At 36.4% G+C, this 22,352-nt stretch carries 18 protein-coding genes and 1 other annotated feature; of the genes, 4 read left to right on the top strand and 14 right to left on the bottom strand.

What is annotated here, in order from left to right; all coding sequences use genetic code 11:
* Window positions 1-18: 18 nt before the first annotated feature.
* Both WCV66_RS10280 and pepV read right to left on the bottom strand, forming a co-directional pair.
* Window positions 19-1,200, bottom strand: a complete 1,182-nt coding sequence (locus tag WCV66_RS10280) for an MFS transporter (protein WP_338788905.1) — start codon at window positions 1,198-1,200, stop codon at window positions 19-21.
* A gap of 333 nt (window positions 1,201-1,533) precedes the next feature.
* Window positions 1,534-2,931 carry a dipeptidase PepV gene (pepV, locus tag WCV66_RS10275; RefSeq protein ID WP_338788904.1) on the bottom strand — a complete coding sequence of 466 codons (1,398 nt, stop codon included), beginning with the start codon at window positions 2,929-2,931 and terminating at the stop codon, window positions 1,534-1,536.
* Window positions 2,932-3,309: 378 nt separating this feature from the next.
* Here pepV and WCV66_RS10270 point away from each other — a divergent pair, with 378 nt between their 5' ends.
* Entirely contained in the window at window positions 3,310-4,614 is a 1,305-nt protein-coding gene (locus WCV66_RS10270; protein WP_066326508.1) for an NCS2 family permease, read from the top strand.
* Window positions 4,615-4,695: 81 nt separating this feature from the next.
* Here WCV66_RS10270 and WCV66_RS10265 read toward each other — a convergent pair whose 3' ends face one another.
* The 3 genes from WCV66_RS10265 to WCV66_RS10255 all read right to left on the bottom strand — a co-directional run bounded on the left by WCV66_RS10265 (window position 4,696) and on the right by WCV66_RS10255 (window position 7,862).
* Window positions 4,696-5,649: an ArsR/SmtB family transcription factor gene (locus tag WCV66_RS10265; RefSeq protein WP_066326500.1), complete on the bottom strand. Its 954-nt coding sequence runs from the start codon at window positions 5,647-5,649 to the stop codon at window positions 4,696-4,698.
* A 239-nt stretch (window positions 5,650-5,888) separates the two neighbouring features.
* A complete protein-coding gene (gene map / locus WCV66_RS10260) occupies window positions 5,889-6,635 on the bottom strand; it encodes a type I methionyl aminopeptidase (RefSeq protein WP_338788903.1) in 747 nt (248 codons plus the stop codon).
* A gap of 93 nt (window positions 6,636-6,728) precedes the next feature.
* Window positions 6,729-7,862 (bottom strand): ABC transporter permease, encoded by a 1,134-nt coding sequence (locus tag WCV66_RS10255; RefSeq protein WP_338788901.1) that lies wholly within the window; start codon window positions 7,860-7,862, stop codon window positions 6,729-6,731.
* A gap of 369 nt (window positions 7,863-8,231) precedes the next feature.
* On the opposite strand from WCV66_RS10255, the gene WCV66_RS10250 reads away from it, so the two are divergent.
* Entirely contained in the window at window positions 8,232-8,453 is a 222-nt protein-coding gene (locus WCV66_RS10250) for a DeoR family transcriptional regulator (protein ID WP_046590011.1), read from the top strand.
* A gap of 74 nt (window positions 8,454-8,527) precedes the next feature.
* Here WCV66_RS10250 and WCV66_RS10245 read toward each other — a convergent pair whose 3' ends face one another.
* Together WCV66_RS10245 and WCV66_RS10240 are read right to left on the bottom strand one after the other, a co-directional pair.
* Window positions 8,528-9,256, bottom strand: a complete 729-nt coding sequence (locus tag WCV66_RS10245) for a pseudouridine synthase (RefSeq protein WP_338788900.1) — start codon at window positions 9,254-9,256, stop codon at window positions 8,528-8,530.
* A gap of 129 nt (window positions 9,257-9,385) precedes the next feature.
* Window positions 9,386-11,017: a polysaccharide biosynthesis protein gene (locus tag WCV66_RS10240; RefSeq protein WP_338788899.1), complete on the bottom strand. Its 1,632-nt coding sequence runs from the start codon at window positions 11,015-11,017 to the stop codon at window positions 9,386-9,388.
* Between the two features lie 242 nt (window positions 11,018-11,259).
* Between WCV66_RS10240 and WCV66_RS10235 the strand changes: the two genes are divergently transcribed.
* Both WCV66_RS10235 and WCV66_RS10230 read left to right on the top strand, forming a co-directional pair.
* Window positions 11,260-12,531 (top strand): NAD(P)/FAD-dependent oxidoreductase, encoded by a 1,272-nt coding sequence (locus tag WCV66_RS10235; RefSeq protein WP_338789433.1) that lies wholly within the window; start codon window positions 11,260-11,262, stop codon window positions 12,529-12,531.
* Between the two features lie 163 nt (window positions 12,532-12,694).
* A complete protein-coding gene (locus WCV66_RS10230) occupies window positions 12,695-12,877 on the top strand; it encodes a sporulation protein Cse60 (RefSeq protein WP_066326471.1) in 183 nt (60 codons plus the stop codon).
* A gap of 75 nt (window positions 12,878-12,952) precedes the next feature.
* Here the strand turns inward: WCV66_RS10230 and WCV66_RS10225 are convergent, their stop codons facing one another.
* From WCV66_RS10225 to WCV66_RS10195, 7 genes are all read right to left on the bottom strand, one after another.
* The gene (locus tag WCV66_RS10225; protein WP_396652582.1) at window positions 12,953-13,267 is read right to left on the bottom strand and encodes a rhodanese-like domain-containing protein; all 315 of its coding nucleotides are present in this window, start codon (window positions 13,265-13,267) and stop codon (window positions 12,953-12,955) included.
* A gap of 233 nt (window positions 13,268-13,500) precedes the next feature.
* Window positions 13,501-15,915, bottom strand: a complete 2,415-nt coding sequence (leuS, locus tag WCV66_RS10220; protein WP_066326468.1) for a leucine--tRNA ligase — start codon at window positions 15,913-15,915, stop codon at window positions 13,501-13,503.
* Between the two features lie 145 nt (window positions 15,916-16,060).
* Window positions 16,061-16,288, bottom strand: a binding site (T-box leader).
* A gap of 261 nt (window positions 16,289-16,549) precedes the next feature.
* Window positions 16,550-17,326 (bottom strand): 3-hydroxybutyrate dehydrogenase, encoded by a 777-nt coding sequence (locus tag WCV66_RS10215; protein WP_338788897.1) that lies wholly within the window; start codon window positions 17,324-17,326, stop codon window positions 16,550-16,552.
* Window positions 17,327-17,344: 18 nt separating this feature from the next.
* On the bottom strand, window positions 17,345-18,664 hold the full coding sequence (locus tag WCV66_RS10210) for a GntP family permease (protein WP_338788896.1): 1,320 nt from the start codon (window positions 18,662-18,664) through the stop codon (window positions 17,345-17,347).
* 249 nt (window positions 18,665-18,913) lie between these two features.
* Window positions 18,914-20,278: a sigma-54 interaction domain-containing protein gene (locus WCV66_RS10205; protein WP_338788895.1), complete on the bottom strand. Its 1,365-nt coding sequence runs from the start codon at window positions 20,276-20,278 to the stop codon at window positions 18,914-18,916.
* Window positions 20,279-20,447: 169 nt separating this feature from the next.
* Window positions 20,448-21,638: an MFS transporter gene (locus WCV66_RS10200; RefSeq protein ID WP_338788893.1), complete on the bottom strand. Its 1,191-nt coding sequence runs from the start codon at window positions 21,636-21,638 to the stop codon at window positions 20,448-20,450.
* A gap of 195 nt (window positions 21,639-21,833) precedes the next feature.
* Complete coding sequence (locus WCV66_RS10195; RefSeq protein WP_338788892.1) at window positions 21,834-22,319, bottom strand: GNAT family N-acetyltransferase; 486 nt, start codon at window positions 22,317-22,319, stop codon at window positions 21,834-21,836.
* Window positions 22,320-22,352: the final 33 nt, after the last annotated feature.

The following is a 22,352-nucleotide window of genomic DNA, read 5'->3' as shown; positions in this document are numbered from 1 at the left end:
AATGTTTCCTCTCCTTTTTTACATAGCAGCTTTTTTATTAGTAAGTTTAAACAATAGTAACACCAACAATCCCAATACAGTCATTGCTCCGAAAAACAAATATACGTACATGACTGAAAATCCTTCTAAAATTAACCCTCCTACAAAAGTACAGAACCAGTTCCCTAGCCCATTACCGATAGCTGAATACAACGAAATAGCAGTTGCCCCAACTTTTTTAGGTGCTAAATCTCTGACATATTGTATAGCCGCTGGCATGAACAAACCAAATGAAAGCCCTTGGGCAATAGTAGAAATATAAATGATTGATAAAGGTGGTTCAATAAAGTATAAAAACCAGCGAATAGCAGCTACTACTGTCGCCAAAATTAAGATATTAATCATTCCAAGCTTGTTTATCCAAAGGCTTGCGACTTTCATAAATGGGGCTTCACTACCAGCTGCTAACAAAAACGCAAGACCAATACCCGTAAGCCCACCACCTACTTCAGCTATTAATATCCCAAAATAAATATTATTCGCTAACAGTGGTCCTAAAACTAAAAAAGAAATAAATAAAAAGACAAAGTATCTTGGCACATTAATAAGTTCTTTAAGCCCTTTTCTTAAACTAATTTTCATAGATTGATTTTCTTTTGGTAGCTGCCAAGCAAATAAACATGAAACAAGTAAGGCAATGGAAAAAACATAAAAAATAACTGATAAGCTTATCAGGTCTGAAAGCCAACCAACAATTTGAACAGCAACGGCAAAGCCAACAGCTCCCCACAGGCGAAGCGAACCGTATTGACCTTTTGTTTTTTGAACATAATTTACCGCAATACTATCTGATAACGGAATAACCGCACTTTGCACGATAGCAAGCAAAATTGCCATAACTACAATCCAGTAATAGCTATTTATAAAAGAATAAATGATCCCAAACATCGCAGTTAAAAGGATCGCCGCGGATAATAAGAAGCTTGGCTTTTGTGTTACATCACTTAAGACTCCCCATATCGGTTGTACGACAATCATCACAACTGGGCTAATCGACATAATAATTCCTATTTGGCTACCCGATAGGCCAACAACATCTTTTAAATAGAGGGATAAAAGCGGAAAAAGTGAACCAATCCCAAAAAAAACAAAGAAATAAAACTTTGAAAAATTAAGATTGGTTGCTTTTTGTTCCTGCTGATGTATGACTGTGTATTCCATAATATTCCTTCTTTCCTTAACAAAATACAGACCCTATTTATCACTTTAGAGTTACTGGCAACTGTTTATCCTTTAAAAAGTCTATTTTCACAAACATTGTTGCAATTTACCAAGTAATGCGGTGTGGTTGATTGCAGCGAGAGATGCTCACTTTCCGCGGGGCGGTGCTCCCGCAGGATTCTCGCAAACCGTTCCAATCAACCTGAATTTGTTTTTGTTTTAAAAGCAATAATCTCTTAGAAAAGAGCCTTAAAAAAAGAGATGACTTCATTTTCAAGAAATGAAGTCATCCTGTTTCAATCTACTATCATCCCTGCCATATTTCATCATTCATTATTTCGCTAATTCATATATAGCTTGTGCATAAATGGCCGTTGCTTTCAAAAGGTCTTCTATAATTATATATTCATCCTTTTGATGAGCAATATCTGGTCTCCCAGGAAACAGTGGACCGAATGCAACACCTGCAGTTAACGACCTCGCATAAGTACCACCACCAATTGCAATTAGCTCTGCCTTCTCACCTGTTTGTTCTTCATACACCTTCTGTAAGGTATGAATAAGTAGATGATTCTCATCCACATGGTGTGGTTCAGAGTCATCAAATGCTTGTAAATCAAAACCTGCTAGAGCTGAGAAGCCTTTCTTTATATGATCTGCATCACCAGTAACTGGATAACGAACATTTACTCCTAGCTTCCCATTGGTCTCATTTGTATAAGACATAATGCCAAGATTTACAGTTAATTCACCACTGATCTCATCAGAATATGAAATCTGAAGTTTCTCCCCACGAGTATCCGTTTCAAAAACATCAACGATTGTTTTGATATACTGGCTACCCTTTTTATCTAGTTCAAGCTTATTCAAAAATGCAGCCATTAATATCCCAGCATTTACCCCGTTGTTTGGCTCCATTGCATGTGCTGAGATACCTTCAATCGTTAATTTGATAAGATCCCCTTCGACTTTACTAGTTCCTTTTACATTTGCTTGAGTTATATAATCTGTAAATAATTCGCTTACTGATGTTTGATCACTTTTAATCATGAAAGATGCTTCAGCAAAATCAGGGACCATATTAAACCTTCTCCCAGAATGGAAGGTTTGAAGCACTGCATTACCTTGCTCATTATCATAGGTAGATGTTTGTATTAACGTAGCATCAATTATTCCCTTTTCAGCAAAGATGATCGGAAAATCAGCATCAGGCGCAAAACCCATTAGTGGCATTTTTTCATGCTTAAAATAATGATCAACACAGCGCCATTCACTTTCTTCATCTGTTCCGATAATCATGCGTACATTCTTTGTTAAGGATAGCCCAAGTTCTTTCACAATTTTCATCGCATAAAATGCCGCGATCGTCGGTCCTTTGTCATCCAACGCCCCTCTAGCAAAAATCTTACCATCTCTAATCTCCGCACCATAGGGATCACTCGTCCAACCGTCACCTTCTGGAACAACATCAACATGACAAAGCACACCAACAACATCTTCTCTACTTCCCTTTAACTCGATATGTCCTGCATAGCCGTCAAGGTTCTTAATTGTAAAACCCGAAGCATCACCTAACTGCAATAAATGGAGAAATGCATTATTTATCCCTTCACCAAATGGAGCAATCTCAGATTTGGTATCCTCATCTAAAACACTTTTTATTTGCAGAAATGCCTGTGTATCTTTTATGATCTCGTCTTTTCTTTTTTCAACTTCTTCTTTCCAATTCATTATGTAAACCTCCTACTATCATTTATCATCAATTCCTTCTATAACATACCAAACACTATCTCAGGATAAAAGTAAACAGCAACAACAAAAGCGCAAACGCCTTGATCAGTCCCGACAAGCTTATAACCTCGAGGGGCTAGGCGCTGGAGCTGGATGTCGTGCGCTTATCCACAGTGCAAGAAACTTCCTAAACTAAAAGATAACTTGGCTCATTTTTATAATTTACTTATTAATGCACATAATATGTTTACATTACTAAAGAAAATCCCCTATAAAGGAAAAGGTAACAAAAAAAGAGAAAACTATTGCAAAATAAATTAAAAACGAATATTATTATACATGTTTTGAAAAACGTTCGTAAAAATGACGGGGGTAACTATGTTTAAATTAGCAGAACACAATACAAATGTAAGAACTGAAATAATTGCAGGGCTTACGACCTTCTTAACTATGGTTTATATTGTTGTCGTAAATCCGATTATATTAGCTGACGCAGGAGTGCCATTTGATCAAGTGTTCACTGCAACAATCATTGCAACAATCATCGGTACACTTTGGATGGCACTGTCTGCAAACTATCCAATCGCTATTGCCCCAGGTATGGGTTTAAATGCATATTTTGCTTATTCAGTTGTTGGAGCAAATGAAAATATTACATACATGACAGCTTTTTCTGCTGTATTTGTTGCGGGTATTATTTTTGTCCTTTTATCTTTAACACCATTCCGCAAAAAATTAATTGAAGCTATTCCAAGTAATTTAAAGAGTGGAATTACAGCTGGTATCGGTCTTTTCATTGCCTTTATTGGACTTCGTTTAACTGGAATTATAACTGCTGATCCTAACAACCTAGTTGCATTAGGTGATCTACATTCACCATCTGTTGTTTTAGCATTAGTAGGTCTAGCGGTTACATTAGTCTTAATGAGCTTGAATGTTCATGGTGCATTATTTATCGGGATGGTTATTACTGCACTAATAGCCTTTTTGACAGGACAGCTTGAGTTTAAAGAAGGATTCGTTTCTTTACCTAGTCTGCCCGAAGGTATTCTTATCACAAATCCATTTTCAGCAATTGGTGATGTGATCTCACACGGTTTATATACAGTTGTCTTTTCTTTCTTATTGGTAACAATTTTTGATACAACTGGAACAATGATTGGTGTTGCACAACAAGCTGGATTAATGAGGGGTAATGAGCTACCAAAGGCTCGTACTGCTTTATTGGCTGACTCAGCTGCAACAACAGTTGGAGCAATGTTTGGAACAAGTCCAACAAGTGCTTATATTGAATCTTCAGCAGGAGTAGCTGCAGGAGGAAGAACTGGATTAACAACATTAACCGTATCGATTTTATTCGGATTCACGCTTTTATTCAGTCCACTGATTGGTGCAGTTTCTGGTATTTCAGCAATTACAGCACCAGCACTCATTATAGTTGGAAGCTTGATGATGGGTGCAATTTCCGATATTAACTGGAAAGAACTTGATGAAGCATTTCCTGCATTTCTAGTCGTGATTAGTATGCCCTTAACATCTAGCATCGCTACTGGTATCGCACTTGGATTTATTTCTTATCCTTTAATGAAGATTGCAAAAGGTAAGTGGAAAGAGGTTCATCTTTTTGTTTACATTTTTGCCGTCCTATTTTTCATTCAACTAGCATTTATTGGCGGACATTAAGTAAAGCGCAAGCGCTCGTTCGAGACATCAAAACTTACAAAAAAATCACTTTAGGAAGTTGACTTTAGATAGTCAGCTTCCTTATTTTATTGAGTTAATATTCTCTATTAACTTTTCTTTATTTTGATTTTCCTTTTCAAAATAAAGATGAAAAAGAATATCTTGATTATAATTGCCAAACCCTCTTCCGAATAATGTAACACCACCTACATGCTCACTATCTTCATGAACGGCAATACGAAATGTCCATTGTTTCTCCCTAATCCCTACATCTTCTAATTTAATATCAGATAGTCTATTCCCATCCATATATGTACCATCATTAGCAATTCTAAGCTTCTTCAATAGCCCATATTGATTCACAACACTTGGCCACCATGAAGGAGTATACTTACCACGATTGTCACCATAATCTCCTGGACTTGTCCATGTACCTAAATGAATATTATTTAGATAAAAATCAATATCAGAGGGCCAATTACTATTTGTAAATGGTGCTTCAGATGAAAGTTCAAGAGAAATTTCGAGCTCATTTGGGTGTTGACTTGCTAGCAAGTAATTTGGAATTTTATATTCAATATACCCTTTATAAAACCACAATATTTTAGCATTTACACGGTCAGCATCAAAAAAATATCGAAGGTCATCGAACTCTCCAATGATCTTTTCCGTGGTAGCTAATCCACAAGTTGGTTCAGCATGTAAATCAGTATAATGTCCAACTGAAATTTCAGTTTGGTGAAACTCTTTATGTTCTTCTTGTTTTTTAGGGAAGATAATTTCCATATTTTCTACATACAGGACACATAGCTTTTGTACTCCGCCTTTACCAGGCACTCGATCAGTACGAATGATTCCTGCTTTTTCTAATTTTTTTATATGCATACTCATTATTGCACTACTTAACCCTAATGCCTCCGCCAATTCTTTCATATTTCTTGGACGCTCAGCTAAAAGTTGAATGATGTTAATTCTTACATTGCTTGCAAGTGCTTCGAAAACTGGCAAGGAATGCTTTGATATATCTAGTTCCATAAGCGCCTCCGATAGTAATGAATTTATTTCTTATGATACACCTGTGATAAAATTAGGACAAGTAAGAACTTAACACAATTTTCCACTTCCTTTTAATGTTTTTGAATTTTAATAGCACAAAATTGAATCAATTATTACGATAATTATTTCATTCAAAGAATTCGTACAAACAGCACAAACCTTCTAATAAAAGTCATTAGATGGCTTGTGCTTCACTTTTAGTTATTCTTATTTTAGTATCATTGCTTTGTTAAAATGATTGGTCCCTCTTTCGTAATTGCAATCGTATGCTCATATTGCGCTGAAAGCTTTCCATCTATTGTTCTAGCTGTCCAACCGTTATTATCCATTTTAGATTCCCATGCGCCTAAATTAACCATTGGTTCAATCGTAATGACCATACCTTCCTTTAAACGCTGACCTTTATTTGGTTCACCATAGTGTAAAACAGTAGGTGCTTCATGTATCGTTTTGCCAATACCATGACCCGTAAACTCTCGTACAACTGAAAATCCCGCGCCTTCAACATAGCTCTGAATTGCATGACCAAGATCGCCAAGTCGATTTCCTACGATTGATTGTTCAATCGCTTTGTTTAAGGATTCTTCAGTAACCTGCAATAAACGGGCAGCTTCAGGTGACACATCACCAACAGCGTATGACCATGCTGAATCAGCAAGTGCACCGTTTAAATTCACAACCATATCTATCGTTACGATATCTCCATTTTTCAAAGGACTATTCCTAGGAAACCCATGGCAGATTTCATCATTTATAGACGCACAAGTGGCATATTTATAGCCCTTATATCCTTTTTGCTCTGGTGTTGCTCCATGCGCTTTAAAATAAGCATCAACAAACGAATCTATTTCTAATGTCGTAACACCTGGTTTGATTCTCTTTGCGATCTCTTTATGACAATTGGCCAATAATTGACCAGCTTTATGCATTAACTCTATTTCACGTTTACTTTTTAAAATAATCAAACTCTATTCCCTCCGATTACACGTATGTAGCTGAAAACTATATTAATTAGCTTAGCACAACATGAGAAGCTTAACTAAATAAACTACTCAACATCAGATAAAAATCGCTAGTATGGTTGATAAACTAGCAAAAAGAATAACAATAGAAACACCAGGATATACAAATCGTTTTTCACACATCTTTTGTGCTTGAAAAATATATTCCCTCTGCAAGTAATCAATGGATAAATATGGGTTTTGTTTTATTATCTCTTTAAATAGTAAGATGACCCACTCTTTAAAGAAGAACCAAAATGCTATAAAAACACACCATTTTAACCATATTGGAGTGACAAAAATTAGCGTAATTGTTACTGAAAGTATTTGGATATAGCTGAAAATATTTGTCTTTTCACGTAGAAATGCTTTAATAAATAGTTCTGTGACACCGTTTTCTGGTGCACGGTTTATAAATATTCTCGTTGAATTTCTCCATAACAACAAAGAACGCTTCTTTAGTTTCTTTTGCTTTGGTAGATAGATATCGGGGTTAATCGCAAACATAAAAGAAATAAGCCTCACTTTATTTCTTTGTTCCTTTTCAACATTTGTATAGAAGCTTTTATATTGAGACTGATAGAGTTTTATTTGCCAAATTGCTAAACCAATAAATATGATTGAAACAATCATTAAAACGATGAAAATCAATTGATTTATCAATAAATATGACAAAAAAGCAAATAAAATGAAAACAAAGACATGCAAGAAAAACTTCTTAATGAAACGGTAATGATAGACTGTCTGCTCATATGTAGTAAGCAAAAGATTTAAACTGAAGAAATATACAATAGCTGCTGAAAATTGTCCTATTTCTAATTCGCTGAAATGATTAGTCATTGGAAATAAGAACAAAAACACTACTACCCATTTTATAAATATGCTAAAAGAAGAATATAGTGCACCCATATATCTCATTGACACTGTTTTTTTAGAAAATTGGAGGAGATATAGTTGGTCTGCTTCCTCCATAAATGTCCTTAGCCGTCCTTGCCAGCAAATGAAATAACAACCTAGGAAATAAAGAGAAGGTGGGAATCCTATTAACCAATTTGGAACTGTAAACCACCATGAATGATAGGCAATCCCTACAAAGGCAAGGGACGGAATGAGGAGATAAAGGATGATCGTCCAATCCAAAATTGATAGAATGTTTTTAAATTGGAATCGCCAATCTTGTTTAATAGCCATTTCGAATCCCCCTTTCCTTTAATACGGGAAATAAAGGAAAAAGATTCATTTCACTTGAAAAAGATTCAAAATATTGTCATACTATTCAGAACAAACATCATATAGTTTTATTAATTGACTTGGTCAACTGGAACTAGAAACAGAAACTAAGTAAAAAGCTTATTATTTGTTACTGTAAGCTAGGCAAAAATGTTAATATTGTGTAAATTTAATCTTTTCTCTGGATGTTATGTGTCGAAATCGTGTAAAATATTGTTGTAACGTTTTACCACATCATTAAATATATGTATGAAGTGACATCTGAAGTTGCAGTCATCGAAAGGTTGTAGTAGGCATTGCCAGTGCGATCAAACGATAAGGAGTGGTTTTTTGAAACCTTCAACAAACCGTATGCTAACCAGAATCAAATCAGTCTACATGTTTATTAATGAGAGGGGAACTGTGACCACACAGCAACTTGTTGACGAATTTGGTATTACACCAAGAACCATACAACGTGATTTAAATGTGTTAGCATATAACGATTTGGTTCACAGCCCAACAAGAGGTAAATGGGCCACTACAAAGAAAAAAGTTAAGATGTCTTCGTAAGAAAAAGTAATCAAAAATTAATATGAATATACATAAAAGGAACCTTCATCATGAAAGGTTCCTCTTTTTTTATTTTATAATTCTATGGGTTGTGCATGTCTTAACAATTCAATCTCATCTTCGGTTAGTTCACGATATTCTCCAATCTTTAGTTCATCCTCATCTAATTTTATTGGTCCCATTGATATTCTTTTCAGGTAGGTAACCTTCTTCCCAACCGACTCAAACATTCGTTTCACTTGATGATATTTACCTTCAGTAATGGTGATATGAATTGTTGATTGATTTCCAGATGTAAGAATTTCCAGATCTGCCGGCTTAGTCACATAGCCGTCGTCTAACTCAACACCCTTTTTAAACGCTTCTATATCCTCTTCTGTAACACTACCTAAAATCGTAGCATAATACGTTTTTGGTACATGTTTTTTCGGAGATAACAATTGATGTGAAAGCTGACCATCATTCGTTAACAGCAACAATCCCTCTGTATCCTTATCAAGCCGTCCAACAGGAAAAGGCTGACAAACAGCATCCTCCATCTCTAATAAATCAATAACTGTTTCTTGTAATTCATCCTCAGTTGCTGATAAATAACCTGCAGGCTTGTTCATAATCAAATAAACAAATTCCTTATATTCGATTTTTTCACCGTTAACAGTTACATGCTGTTCATCTGGATTCACATGAATTTTTGGATCTTTAATTACTTCCCCATCTGCTTTTACAACACCTGTTTTTAGCATCTTCTTTACATCTTTACGACTTCCATAACCTACATTCGCTAATAATTTATCAATTCTCATTTATAAGAGCACCACTCGATCATTTAATTTTTATAATAAAAGCGGAAAATACCAAACCTAAAATGCATTTCATACTTTCATTAAAAAAACTCGGCAATTTCACCGAGCTTTTCTTATTTTTACCTGTTTTTAACCATTCGCACGGCTTCGCGGTAAAAATCGCTTTAATCGATCTCCTAAAATTTTTTCCAAGAGATGAGATCGATAGGCTAAATATAAATAAACGACTCCTCCGACTATAACTGCAACGACAGCTACAATAACTGATTGCATTCTTCCATCCTCATAATTAATAAAAATACCTAAGATTGATTGAATGACAGAAACGGCTAATCCCATAAATGTACAAAGCATGGTCATTAATACTGTTCGTTTAAATAATAATTTAAACGAATAACCTGAATGACGTTTAATCATTGCAAACCCATATATTAATGAAATTGAATAACCCGCTGCAGTAGCAAGTATTGATCCAACACCTTGATATAATTGAATCAGTGGAGTGTTTAAAACTAGCTTGGCGATAATACCAATGACTAGACTAATTACTGCAAGCTTTTGTTTATTTATCCCTTGAAGTATCGCTGCATTGACCGTAAAGAGCGAAAACAATAGAGCAACCGGTGCATACCACATTAGTATGTTTTTTCCGATTTCCTCATATTCACCATAATAAAAAATGTTATACGCTGGTCCAGCTAGTACTGACATCCCTACAACAGCAGGCAATGTTAATAACATAATTATTTGTAATGTTTGATCGATTTGCTTATGTAGCAGTGCTCGATTATTACTTGTAAATGATTCTGTGACTGAAGGAATAAGAGTTAAACCAAAAGCAGTTGCTAATGAAACTGGAATCATCACGAGTTTTGGAACGTAAAGTAACAGAATTCCATACATAGCAATTGCAATATCTTTATCGTATCCCGCTTCAATCATTGCCCCATTAAATGTGTTAGTATCAATATAGTTATATATAGGAATCGCTAAGCCAACAAATACAAATGGTCCTGCATAGCGAAATACTTCTTTAAACATTAATCCTAGAGGCATGGATTTTGTTTCCACTTTATTTTCTTGCAAAGCTTGTAGCGTATGCTTTCGCCTTATCCAATAGACCAATAAAACAAGCAAACCACCTATTGCCCCAACAAATGCTGCAAATGTTGCATAACCAACTGCTAACACTAATCCACCATTAAATACATTCATAATGAGATAAGTAGCTGCTAGTAAAAAAACAATCCTGACGAGCTGTTCTATGACTTGAGAAACAGCTGTTGGCCCCATTGATTGATGTCCTTGAAAAAAGCCACGGATTAAACTCATTAATGGCACAACAATGAGCGCTAAACTGACCATTCTGATGACTAATATAGCGTCTTCAACAGTAAAACTGCTATAATTCTTACCAGCAAGTGCACTTTTAGCTAGCATCGGTGCAAGCATATATAGAAGGGAGAATGCTAGTAACCCTGTCGCAAGCATAACAGCCAATCCAGCTTTAAACATCCGCCTACTTGTTTCATAATCGCCGATTGCATTATATTTCGAAACAAACTTAGAAACTGCAGCTGGAAATCCAGCCGTTGCAATACTTAAAAATATTGTATATTGAGCATAACCAGTTTGGAACAAGGCTCCTCCATCAGTTCCAACCATAGCTGCAAAAGGAATGAGATAGATCATACCTAATATTCTCGAAAGATATGTACCTAACGTTAAAACAAACGTACCTCTTAACAAATTATTCGACATATTTCTGACTCACCATTCTTCTCTATGAAGATTCAACTTTTCTATTTTACCACAATCCTACGCTTATACCACATGTTTGTATTCAGAAAAACGGTAGCTTACATGTTAGGATACACACTGGAGCTAGACAAAAATTAATTCCTAATTGAGTATTAAAACCAAAATTGTTTTTTGCTTTTTAACATCTTTAGCTATAATATGAGGAGCAGACCAAGATATAAATGAAGGTTGTGAAAAACATAATGAAATATGATGTGTTAGTAATCGGTGGGGGGCCCTCAGGTTTAATGGCAGCTATTGCAGCTGGCCAGCAAGGTGCTCGCGTTCTCCTAGTAGACAAAGGGAATAAATTAGGAAGAAAACTTGCTATTTCAGGTGGAGGTCGTTGTAATGTAACGAACCGCTTGCCCATTGACGAAATTATAAAACATATTCCAGGTAACGGAAGATTTTTATATAGTGCGTTCTCAGAATTTAATAATGAAGATATAATTTCTTTTTTTGAAAAACTCGGAATTAAGCTCAAGGAAGAAGATCACGGACGCATGTTCCCAGTTACTGATAAAGCACAAACAGTTGTCGATGCCCTTCTTAGTGAATTAAACCGTTTGAACGTTGAAATTCGGACAAATGAACCTGTAAAGAATGTTTTTTATGATGAGGAAAAGGTACAAAGTGTACAACTTGTAAACGGTGAAATGATTTCGACTAATGCAGTTGTTCTCGCTGTAGGCGGAAAAAGCGTACCCCACACTGGAAGCACCGGGGATGGCTATGCATGGGCTGAAAAAGCGGGTCATACAATAACCGAACTATTTCCAACAGAGGTACCTATTACGTCTAATGAGACATTTATTCAGGAAAAAACACTTCAAGGGCTTTCTTTACGAGATGTTGCCTTAAGCGTATTGAACCCGAAAGGAAAACAAATTATCACCCACAAAATGGACATGCTCTTCACTCATTTTGGTATTTCTGGACCAGCTGTTTTAAGATGTAGTCAATATGTTGTAAAAGCAATGAAAAAGTTTAAAACAAATGCAATTCCTGTGAGCATTGATGCAATTCCTGATACTAATGAAGAGCAGCTATTTCAATCAATCGTTAAGGATTTAAAGTATGATGCCAAAAAAGCAATCAAAAATGTCTTAAAGGGACTTTTACCTGAAAGGTATTTATTATTTTTATTGGAGAAAAATGATATTGATCCGCTTCTGACATATGATAATCTCTCAAATGAAAAGCTTCGTTCATTCGTACGAGATTGCAAACAGTTTCAATTTAACGTACATGGTACTCTATCAATTGAGAAGGCATTTGTAACAGGCGGAGGAGTTTCTGTAAAGGAAATACACCCTCGAGAGATGTCTTCGAAATATAAAAATGGACTTTACTTCTGTGGTGAAATTTTAGATATACATGGATACACAGGTGGCTATAATATCACTTCAGCTCTCGTTACCGGGCGACTTGCGGGGAAAAATGCTGCAATGTATTCTAGAGTTAAGAACTAAAAAAATATACTTCCTTTCATCTGCGCTAAGTTACACTTGGCGCTTTTTTAATTCTCAACTTTAATTAAAACACGTATTTTTTTAATAGATACTTATAAAAACTAGTTCTAATTCTAGCAACTTTTTAATAAAGTTTACTAACTTAGTTAAAGGGTGTGAGTGCATGTTAAAAGTAGCTGTATTTGATGAAGAGCACGAAAAGGATTTAGAGGAAGAAATAAATGATTTTTTAGCTAGGCTTAACGATAATCATGTTAGAGATATTAAATATAGTGTGTCAATTACAACCGATGAGGAAGGAGAACAGATTTATTGTTATTCTGCGCTCATTATGTATCATGTTTAGATAAAAATGCAAGAATTGCTCTTGAAGTATTTTATAGAGTATGCTTGTTGGACAGGCATACTCTTTTTATGTAGGTTAAGCTAATTCACTTTTAGGCTTAGTCTCACCTTTATATTCAAGCATACCACCAGTCATATTAACTACGTTATATCCTCGCTCTTGTAAATATGCACATACATTACCACTGCGACCACCTGAACGACAAATAAAAAATGTCTCTTTTTCTTTATCAATTGCATCTAGTTGATTAGGAATATCATTCATTCGAATATGTCGGGCTTGTGGAATCATTCCTGCTTCTACTTCATCATCTTCACGAACATCTATTAACTCTATCTTTTCACCGTTTTCTAGCTTTTGTTGAATTTCTTCAGGAGAAATTTCTTTCATTTCGTACACCCTTTCAAATTTGATACCTGCATTATATCAAATAAAATGTGTGGGGTTCCAGTTTTAGGATGAGGTAGTTAGAAATGAATTGTGTTTCTATCATTGTGATTTCAGCTGAGAAAAGAACTAATTCTCATTGATTAGAAGTTCTCCACCGTTTTTTAATAATTCCCAACTACATAAAAAGACCCGTAAGTATTAAACATACTTACGAGTTGGCTTTCATCATTTTATTAATTTGCAACAATATTAACAAGCTTTCCAGGGACAGCAATTACCTTACGAATCGTTTTCCCTTCAACATGCTCATTTACTCGATCATCTTCAAGTGCTATTTTTTCGAGCTGATCTTTTGTAACTTCCTTTGCAACAAGCAGTTTTGCACGGACTTTCCCGTTGACTTGAACGACAATTTCAACTTCGTTTTCTACAAGCTTTGCTTCATCAAAAGCAGGCCATGAAACGTAAGTTATAGTTGTGCTGTGACCAAGCTTGCTCCATAACTCCTCAGCTAGATGAGGGGCTATTGGGGATACTAATTTCACAAAGCCTTCGACATACTCTTTAGGAAGAACAGTCGCTTTATAGGCCTCATTGATGAAAACCATTAGTTGTGAGATTGCTGTGTTAAAGCGTAAGCCTTCAAGATCCTCAGTTACCTTTTTCACTGTTTGGTGGTAAACACGCTCAAGTGTTTCACTTGTTTCATCAACAACCTTAGGACTTAATTCACCATTGTCTTCGATGAATAGACGCCAAATACGATCTAAGAAGCGTCTTGCTCCATCAAGGCCAGTTGTAGACCATGCAATTGATGCTTCTAAAGGTCCCATGAACATTTCATATAGTCGAAGAGTATCAGCACCATGTGATTCAACTATTTCATCTGGGTTTACAACATTCCCTTTAGATTTACTCATTTTTTCATTATTTTCACCAAGAATCATACCTTGATTAAATAATTTTTGGAAAGGTTCCTTCGTCGGCACCACACCAATATCATATAAAAACTTATGCCAGAAACGAGCATATAGCAAGTGAAGTACTGCGTGCTCTGCTCCACCGATATAAATATCAACAGGTAGCCATTGCTTTAACTTGGCATCATCTGCAAGTGCTTCACTGTTTTTAGGATCGATGTAACGTAAGTAGTACCAGCAGCTTCCTGCCCATTGTGGCATAGTATTTGTTTCACGACGACCTTTTTTCCCTGTTACAGGGTCAACTACATGAACGAAATCTTCAATGATTGCAAGAGGTGATTCACCTGTTCCTGATGGTTTAATTTCTGTCGTTTTTGGAAGAACAAGCGGAAGCTCTTCTTCAGGCACTGCAGACATTGTCCCATCTTCCCAATGGATAATTGGAATTGGCTCTCCCCAATAACGTTGACGGCTAAATAACCAGTCACGCAAACGGTACGTAACCTTTTTCTCGCCTTTTTTATTTTCTTCAAGCCAAGCAATCATCTTTTCAATCGCTTCTTGCTTACCAAGTCCATTTAAGAAATCAGAGTTAACATGCTCTCCGTCACCAGTGTAAGCTTCTTTCGTCACATCTCCACCGCTAACAACTTCTTTAATTGACAGCGCAAATTTTTGAGCAAATTCATAGTCACGTTCATCGTGAGCAGGTACCGCCATGATTGCACCTGTTCCATATGTGGCAAGAACATAATCAGCAATCCAAATTGGCATTTTCTCACCATTAACCGGATTGATCGCATAAGCTCCTGTGAACACACCTGTTTTTTCTTTTGAAAGTTCAGTCCGCTCAAGATCGCTCTTATGTTTAATTTCATTAATATATGCTTCAACTGCATCTTTTTGTTCCGCCGTTGTGATTTTTTCAATAACGGAATGCTCTGGTGCTAATACAGCATAAGTCGCACCAAATAATGTATCTGGTCGAGTAGTGAATACCGTGAAGTTTTCATCATAACCATCAATGTCAAAGGTTACATGTGCGCCTTCAGAGCGTCCAATCCAATTACGTTGCATATCTTTAATACTCTCAGGCCAATCAACATCTTCAAGATCTTCAAGAAGACGATCAGCATATGCTGTTATTCTAAGCATCCACTGCTTCATCGGACGACGTTCAACAGGATGGCCGCCACGCTCACTTTTTCCATCTATAACTTCTTCATTTGCCAAAACGGTTCCTAATGCAGGACACCAATTTACTGGCACTTCATCTACATACGCTAAGCCTTTTTTGAATAGTTGTAAAAAGATCCATTGTGTCCATTTGTAATACTCAGGATCTGTAGTGTTTACCTCGCGATCCCAATCATACGAAAATCCAAGTGCTTGAATTTGTCTTCTAAAGTTATCAATATTTTGTTTCGTAAATTCCGCTGGGTCGTTACCAGTATCAAGGGCATATTGCTCAGCTGGCAATCCAAATGCATCCCATCCCATTGGGTGAAGAACATTAAATCCTTGCATTCGTTTCATTCGCGATAAAATATCTGTTGCCGTGTATCCTTCTGGATGTCCTACGTGTAAACCAGCACCTGAAGGATACGGGAACATGTCAAGCGCATAAAACTTCGGCTTCTCCGTATCCTCTGTAGTTTTAAACGTTTTATTATGTAACCAAAAATCTTGCCATTTTTTTTCAATCTGTTGATGATTGAAGCTCATATGTTTTCCTCCTTAAAAGCTAGATCAATGTTTGTTTATACAATTAACCAGTTGAACGGATCAAAGTAAGTTCCACTTATCTCATACTTACCAATTTGAAAAGGGTTATTCTGTTAGATAAAAATGAAAAAAACCCCACATCCCAAACAGGGACGAGAGGTTTAATTCCCGTGGTACCACCCAACTTTGGCATAGCGATATGCCCACTTTGACATCCGTAACGTGGATAGACGACAAATATTACTTTCCCAAATAAGGCTTTCACATTTGTAACTCAAAGGCGAGTTCATCAGCAAAAATCGGTTGACTCACACCAGCCGTCAACTCTCTGAACGATATTTCGCAAATTACTACTCCTTATCTCCGTTCATTATATATACATATTAAGCTTATTTTATATAAATTTGTCGGGATATGCAAGTTTGCCTTCTCAAATTAGGAGTCCAAGTTTGGGGACAGTCCCCAATATTATTACTTGTTATACTATTTATCGCTAAAAACCTTTGATTTTAGTTGTTTATTCTATTTTGGGGACAGTCCCCAAAAAGAATAAAAAAAGACTCGCAAACGATTGTAAGCTTTAATATTTGTCATATTGGGGACTGTCCCCAATATGAGTCCCCGATGAAAAACTTCACTGAACCGTATACCCTCCGTCCAACACAACAGCTTGACCTGTGACGCCTTTTGCTTTTTCGCTTGCTAAGAAGATTGCATAGTCTGCAATTTCTTGTACTTCTAGTAATCTTTTTTGTGGAATAAGTGGGTACAATACTTTTTCTAATACGCTTTCTAGTGAGACATTCCTTGTCTTAGCGATATCTTCTAGTTGATTTCGAACGAGGGGTGTATCAACATAGCCAGGGCATAGCGCATTTACTGTAATTCCGTGCTCAGCCCCTTCTAATGCCGCTACCTTTGTTAATCCAATTACCCCATGTTTTGCACTATTATAAGCTGCTTTTCCTGCAAAACCAATTAATCCATTGATCGATGCAATGTTTATTACCCTTCCATATTGTTGGTTTTTCATAATTGGAAATACATGCTTAGTTGCGATAAAAGGTGCAACCAGCATTACTTTCATGAGTAATTCAAATTTTTCTGTTGGAAAATCCTCAATATGTGCCACATATTGTATACCTGCGTTATTTATTAACGTGTCAATTCTTCCATATTCAGCCTCAGTTTTTTTTACAGCATCAATGATTTCTTGTTCCTTGGTAACATCACATTTTAATCCAATTGCATCAAATCCAGCATCTTTTAATCTCTTTGAACTTTGTAATACTTGATCACCATGTAAGTCTGTTAAAACAACCTTTGCACCTTCCATCGCGAAAGCTTTTGCAAGTTCAAAACCAATTCCTCCCGCAGCACCTGTTAACAGTACAACTTGTGCTTGAACCACATACATCAACCTCCGTTCTTAAATCCCTAGTCCGAATGCAAATAGTATTATTGCGATAGCCAATCCGATTAATGGAACAATAACAGTTAATGCAGCAACAGGGTTATAGGCTTCCTTATGGGATTCTCCACAGATTCCACGTATCGTTGTTACGACATAACCATTATGAGGTAAGGAATCCAATGCACCGGAAGAAATTGCCACAACACGGTGCAATGCCTCAGGGTTTACCCCCATATCCATATAATGTGGTGCAATTAGTGGTAGCGCTATTGCTTGACCTCCTGATGCTGATCCTGTCATCCCGGCAATTACACTTACAGCAATTGCTCCTCCAATAAGCGGACTGCCTGGAATACTTGTCATCGCATTAACAGCTATTTCAAATGCCGGAACAGCTTTTGCAACTCCACCAAATCCAACAACAGCTGCTGTATTCCCAAGTGCTATTAGTGCACCAAGCGTTCCTTCAGATACAGCATCCCAAAATGATTTAAAATAGTTACGGTTTAATAAATAAGCTGTAATGACGCCTCCAAGTAAAGCAATGATTAAGGCAGATTGCTGTAGTGAATCATGGAATATAAACGAAATGATTAAGACAACCAAAAGTGGGATTAGCCCAGTTAGCGGGTGAGGAAGTGCCTTATCCTCATTAACTGGATCATTATCACGAGAAACAAATTTTTCTCCACTTGCAACAGCTTTTGTAATCATTCTTCTTAACCACCAATATCCAAAAACCATCATAAATACAGCGACAATTAAACTAACTTCCCAACCAGCATATGGAGACGTACTTAAATATTCTATCGGAATCCAGTTTTGAATTTCAGGAGAACCTGCAGAGGTCATTGTAAATGTTACTGATCCAAACGCTAGTGCTGCAGGAATAAACCGTCGCGGTAGATTTGCTTGCCTAAACAAACTAACAGCCATTGGGTAAACAGAGAATGCTACGACAAATAAACTAACACCACCATAGGTTAATATAGCACAGGCAATTACGATGGCAAGGACTGCTCTTTTCATTCCAAGCTTTTCAACAATCCATTTTGATACACTATCGGCAGCACCACTATCTTCCATAACTTTTCCAAAAATCGCACCTAATAAGAACATTAAGTACCAAGAAGCAATAAAGCCTGAAAATCCAGTCATATAGTTACCTACAAGGTTTGCTTCACCCTCTCCAACTAGCTGTGGAAATAGTGGCAAACCGCTGAAAATAGCAACAAATAATGCACAAAGCGGACCAGCTACTAATAAGTTCATACCTTTCATCGTTAAATAAATTAATAGAGCTAAACCACCAACTAATCCGATCATACTTAACATCATTTATCCCCCTTTGTTTGACTGATAGTGATGCTCCTCCTTTCCTCTTCACAACTATATAAAGCAAGTTTTATGCCAACATAGGAGTGCCTGAAGGACGTTACTAAAATGTTCAATTCTTGAATTATTCATTCCGGTTTTTTGGAATTTTTAGAGTCTCCTAACTTGTCCATTCGAATATATGTCGTTAAGATCAACAAAAAAAAACAGTCCATCATTATGGACTGCATTCCGATTTTTCGGACACCATTAGCCTAGCTCATATTTCTGGACCTTTTCATACATACTCGATTTACTAATCCCTAATGCTTTTGCTGCTTTTCTCTTATCTCCGTCATATTTATTTATTGTTGCTATAAGAATATTTTTTTCTGCTTCATTTACCATTTCTTTTAGAGAAGCTTGTTGATAGTGAAATACAGCAGGCTTTTTAATATAATCCGGAATGGCATCCAACGTAATCACATCTGTCTTTGCAAGATGAATTGCAGCCTCTATAATATTTTCTAGTTCACGTATATTCCCTTGCCAATGATAGTGATGTAAGGTTTCCATTACACCTTCCTGAATCATTGAAATTCGTTTTCCAGTTCTAGTTGAAACTTTTTTTAAAAAGTACCTCACAAGTATTTCTAGATCCTCCATCCGTTCACGTAAAGGAGGAATGAACAATGGAATAACACTAATTCGGTAATAAAGATCATTTCGGAATTCATTCTTTTCCATAAGTGCCTCAAGTGGTCGATTTGTTGCGGTAATCACTCTTACATCTAATGAAAAAGATTTTGTAGATCCTACCGGTTCTACTTCTTTTTCCTGCAGCACCCGAAGTAGCTTAACCTGCATTTGTAGACTCATGTCGCCAATTTCATCGAGAAAAATCGTCCCACCATCTGCCTGCTGAAATTTGCCTTTTTTTCCACCCTTTTTCGCACCAGTAAATGCACCATCTTCATAACCAAACAATTCAGATTCAAGAAGCTGCTCTGGAATGGCACCACAGTTCACCTTAATAAATGGCTTTTCACTTCGGTGACTAAGAAGATGAATGCTATGTGCAAACAACTCTTTACCAGTTCCACTTTCCCCTCTAATTAACACTGAACTATCAGTTGCAGCGATTATTTTAACTTTGTCCTTTAGTTCCGTCATGACACGGGAATTTGATTGAATATCATTTAATGTATACTTCGCACCTGTGATTTCTTGCTTTTCAAGGAATGATTGAATTGATGATAAATGATGGCGTACATGGGAATTCATCTCATGCCATTCCTTTGTATCGCGAAACATAACTGTCCCAAAAGCCCCAACCACCTTATTGTCAGCAAAAATTGGAATTCGATTTGCGATCATATAATTCCCTTTAATGTATTGAAGATCTGCGATTTCCTCCTCCCCACTCTGCACAACAATATGCATTCTCGTGTTTTCAATTACTTCAGTAACATGTCTTCCAATTACAGCTTCTCTAGTAACCTCGCAAAAACGGCAATAGTTATCATTCATGTAAATAATTTTTCCATTAGCATCAACAATAACGATCCAAACGTAAGCGTTTTCAATAACTGTCTCAAAAATCTCCTTAGCATACGGAAAACGTTGATTTAACATATTACCTTCCCCTAGCAATCGTTTTTTTTATCGTATCATAAAACTTTTCACTAAAATAGAGGGACAGTCTATACTGGGGACAGTCCCTCATTATGGTGTAGGGACTGTCCCCAGTATAGCAGTACTCCATTAACTTAGCACAATTCGTTTGTTTGGGGACAGTCCCCCACTATTGATTGGGGACTGTCCCCAACTCAATAGTCGCTTTAAGCCTTTTATCGTAAATCAAAGTTGTAAAAACCCCAAAGATTAACAGACTAATTATAATCATGAAAAGTAGGTTCATATTATAGTAGTCAGCAATCATCCCACCTAAGAGGGGGCCGATCATTTTACCGCCTGTTGCTGTACTGTTTACAAAACCTTGGTAAAAACCTTGTCTTCCCTTAGGAGCTAAGCCATCCGCGATCGTTGGGACTGCTGGCCAAACGAGCATTTCACCTATTGTTAGAATAACCATTGCTATTAAAAAGCCTGTAAATTGCTCTGCATATAAAACAACAACAAAAGAAGCGATGAATAGAAAAAAACCAATGATCATTTGTTGTTTTAACGTTTTAGCAACATGCTTTACAAATTGAGAGAGTATTGGTTGAGCACAAACGATTAGAGCCCCATTCACTGTCCATAATAAACTATACTGATTTAGTGGAATATTAAGGCTTTGTGTATGTGAGGAAATAGTTGATGGCCATTGAACATATCCAACCCAGCATAATAAATAGCCTACACATAGAATAACTAAAGCTGTAAATTTTTGAGAGTTTTTCACACCAGGTTTTTGTTCTAAAATAGATGTTTGGCTTGCTTGTTTTGCATCAATATTTCGATATCCGAAGTATGCAATTAAGAAAAAGACAGCGTAAAGAGCTGCATTTGCAATAAAAATATAATGAAATGAAAATGACGCAACTAGTCCTCCTAATGATGCCCCTGCTGCTACACCTACATTTTGTGCAACGTAAATCGCATTAAATGCCTTTCTACCACCTTCAGGCCACACTGTACCTGCGAAAGCATATGTTGCAGGAAAAACAATTCCAGACCCTAAACCAATGAGAATGAGTAAATATATATAAACAGGCCATCCGTGGAAAAACACCAGTGTAATGACAGCCACTAATGTGATAACAATTCCTAATAAAATTGATTTGAATCCGCCGATTTTATCAAATAATACACCACCAACAAGATTACCAATAACACTAGCTGCAGCATTGAGCATTAGTACTACTCCTGCTACGGTTAATGATTTGCCTAGATGTTCATGAATATAGATCGTATTAAGTGGCCATAAAAATGATGACCCTGTCACATTGATCATCATTCCAATGACGAGCAACCAAAGAGAACGTGGCATATTCATCCTCCTAAAAAGATTATTGTAAATAAAAAAATCACAGACAACTCAATCTATGAGAATATGTATCTGCTTAAATTTTTTATTGTTCCTCAGAGAATTTTAGCCGCTTTTTCTTTGCTTTGCAATGAAGAAAGTGATCGTTTTCTAATGTTGTAATAATATGAATTTACCGACTTTTTGATCAATGAAATTCTATTCATCCAATAGCATGTACATGAGTATATCGTCTACATACTTACCACCAATATAAAATTCATGAATCAATCTACCTTGTTCGATAAATCCACACTTTTTATAAAACTGGATTGCCCCTTCATTTGTCGCTAATACACGTAAAGATAGTTTATTTATCCCCTTTTCCTTTGCTGCTATTTTTCCCTTTTCTAAAAGTTGTTTACCTATTCCTTTCCCTTGAAATTTTTCATCTACCGCAATATCAAGTTCTAGTACATGTTGATTTGTTTCAAGAGGGGTTGGAGGATGGTATCCTAAATATCCCACAACATCACCATCAACAAGCGCTACGATTTGGCTACCTTCAGGATTTTGTTTTGCAAATTCCTGAATCGATTCCCAAGCAATTATCGCTGGTGTTGTCTCTGCACTCCAAATACGATGATCTAACTCAATAAGTTTCCCAAAATCTTGTTTCTTTGATAAGCGAATCTCAAATTCCATTAATCATACACCTCACTATAATTTAATGTGATC

Source organism: Metabacillus rhizosphaerae, from assembly GCF_037201795.1.
Classification (GTDB): domain Bacteria; phylum Bacillota; class Bacilli; order Bacillales; family Bacillaceae; genus Metabacillus; species Metabacillus rhizosphaerae.
Note: the sequence above shows the minus strand (reverse complement) of the source record. Positions and strands in the feature narration are given on the sequence as shown.

Coding starts and splice junctions, on each gene's coding strand:
- WCV66_RS10280 (WP_338788905.1), bottom strand. CDS start 1,200: ATGGAATACACAGTCATACATCAGCAGGAACAAAAAGCAACCAATCTT.
- pepV (WP_338788904.1), bottom strand. CDS start 2,931: ATGAATTGGAAAGAAGAAGTTGAAAAAAGAAAAGACGAGATCATAAAA.
- WCV66_RS10270 (WP_066326508.1), top strand. CDS start 3,310: ATGTTTAAATTAGCAGAACACAATACAAATGTAAGAACTGAAATAATT.
- WCV66_RS10265 (WP_066326500.1), bottom strand. CDS start 5,649: ATGGAACTAGATATATCAAAGCATTCCTTGCCAGTTTTCGAAGCACTT.
- WCV66_RS10255 (WP_338788901.1), bottom strand. CDS start 7,862: ATGGCTATTAAACAAGATTGGCGATTCCAATTTAAAAACATTCTATCA.
- WCV66_RS10245 (WP_338788900.1), bottom strand. CDS start 9,256: ATGAGAATTGATAAATTATTAGCGAATGTAGGTTATGGAAGTCGTAAA.
- WCV66_RS10240 (WP_338788899.1), bottom strand. CDS start 11,017: ATGTCGAATAATTTGTTAAGAGGTACGTTTGTTTTAACGTTAGGTACA.
- WCV66_RS10235 (WP_338789433.1), top strand. CDS start 11,260: ATGAAATATGATGTGTTAGTAATCGGTGGGGGGCCCTCAGGTTTAATG.
- WCV66_RS10230 (WP_066326471.1), top strand. CDS start 12,695: ATGTTAAAAGTAGCTGTATTTGATGAAGAGCACGAAAAGGATTTAGAG.
- WCV66_RS10225 (WP_396652582.1), bottom strand. CDS start 13,267: ATGAAAGAAATTTCTCCTGAAGAAATTCAACAAAAGCTAGAAAACGGT.
- leuS (WP_066326468.1), bottom strand. CDS start 15,915: ATGAGCTTCAATCATCAACAGATTGAAAAAAAATGGCAAGATTTTTGG.
- WCV66_RS10210 (WP_338788896.1), bottom strand. CDS start 18,664: ATGTTAAGTATGATCGGATTAGTTGGTGGTTTAGCTCTATTAATTTAT.
- WCV66_RS10205 (WP_338788895.1), bottom strand. CDS start 20,278: ATGTTAAATCAACGTTTTCCGTATGCTAAGGAGATTTTTGAGACAGTT.
- WCV66_RS10200 (WP_338788893.1), bottom strand. CDS start 21,638: ATGCCACGTTCTCTTTGGTTGCTCGTCATTGGAATGATGATCAATGTG.
- WCV66_RS10195 (WP_338788892.1), bottom strand. CDS start 22,319: ATGGAATTTGAGATTCGCTTATCAAAGAAACAAGATTTTGGGAAACTT.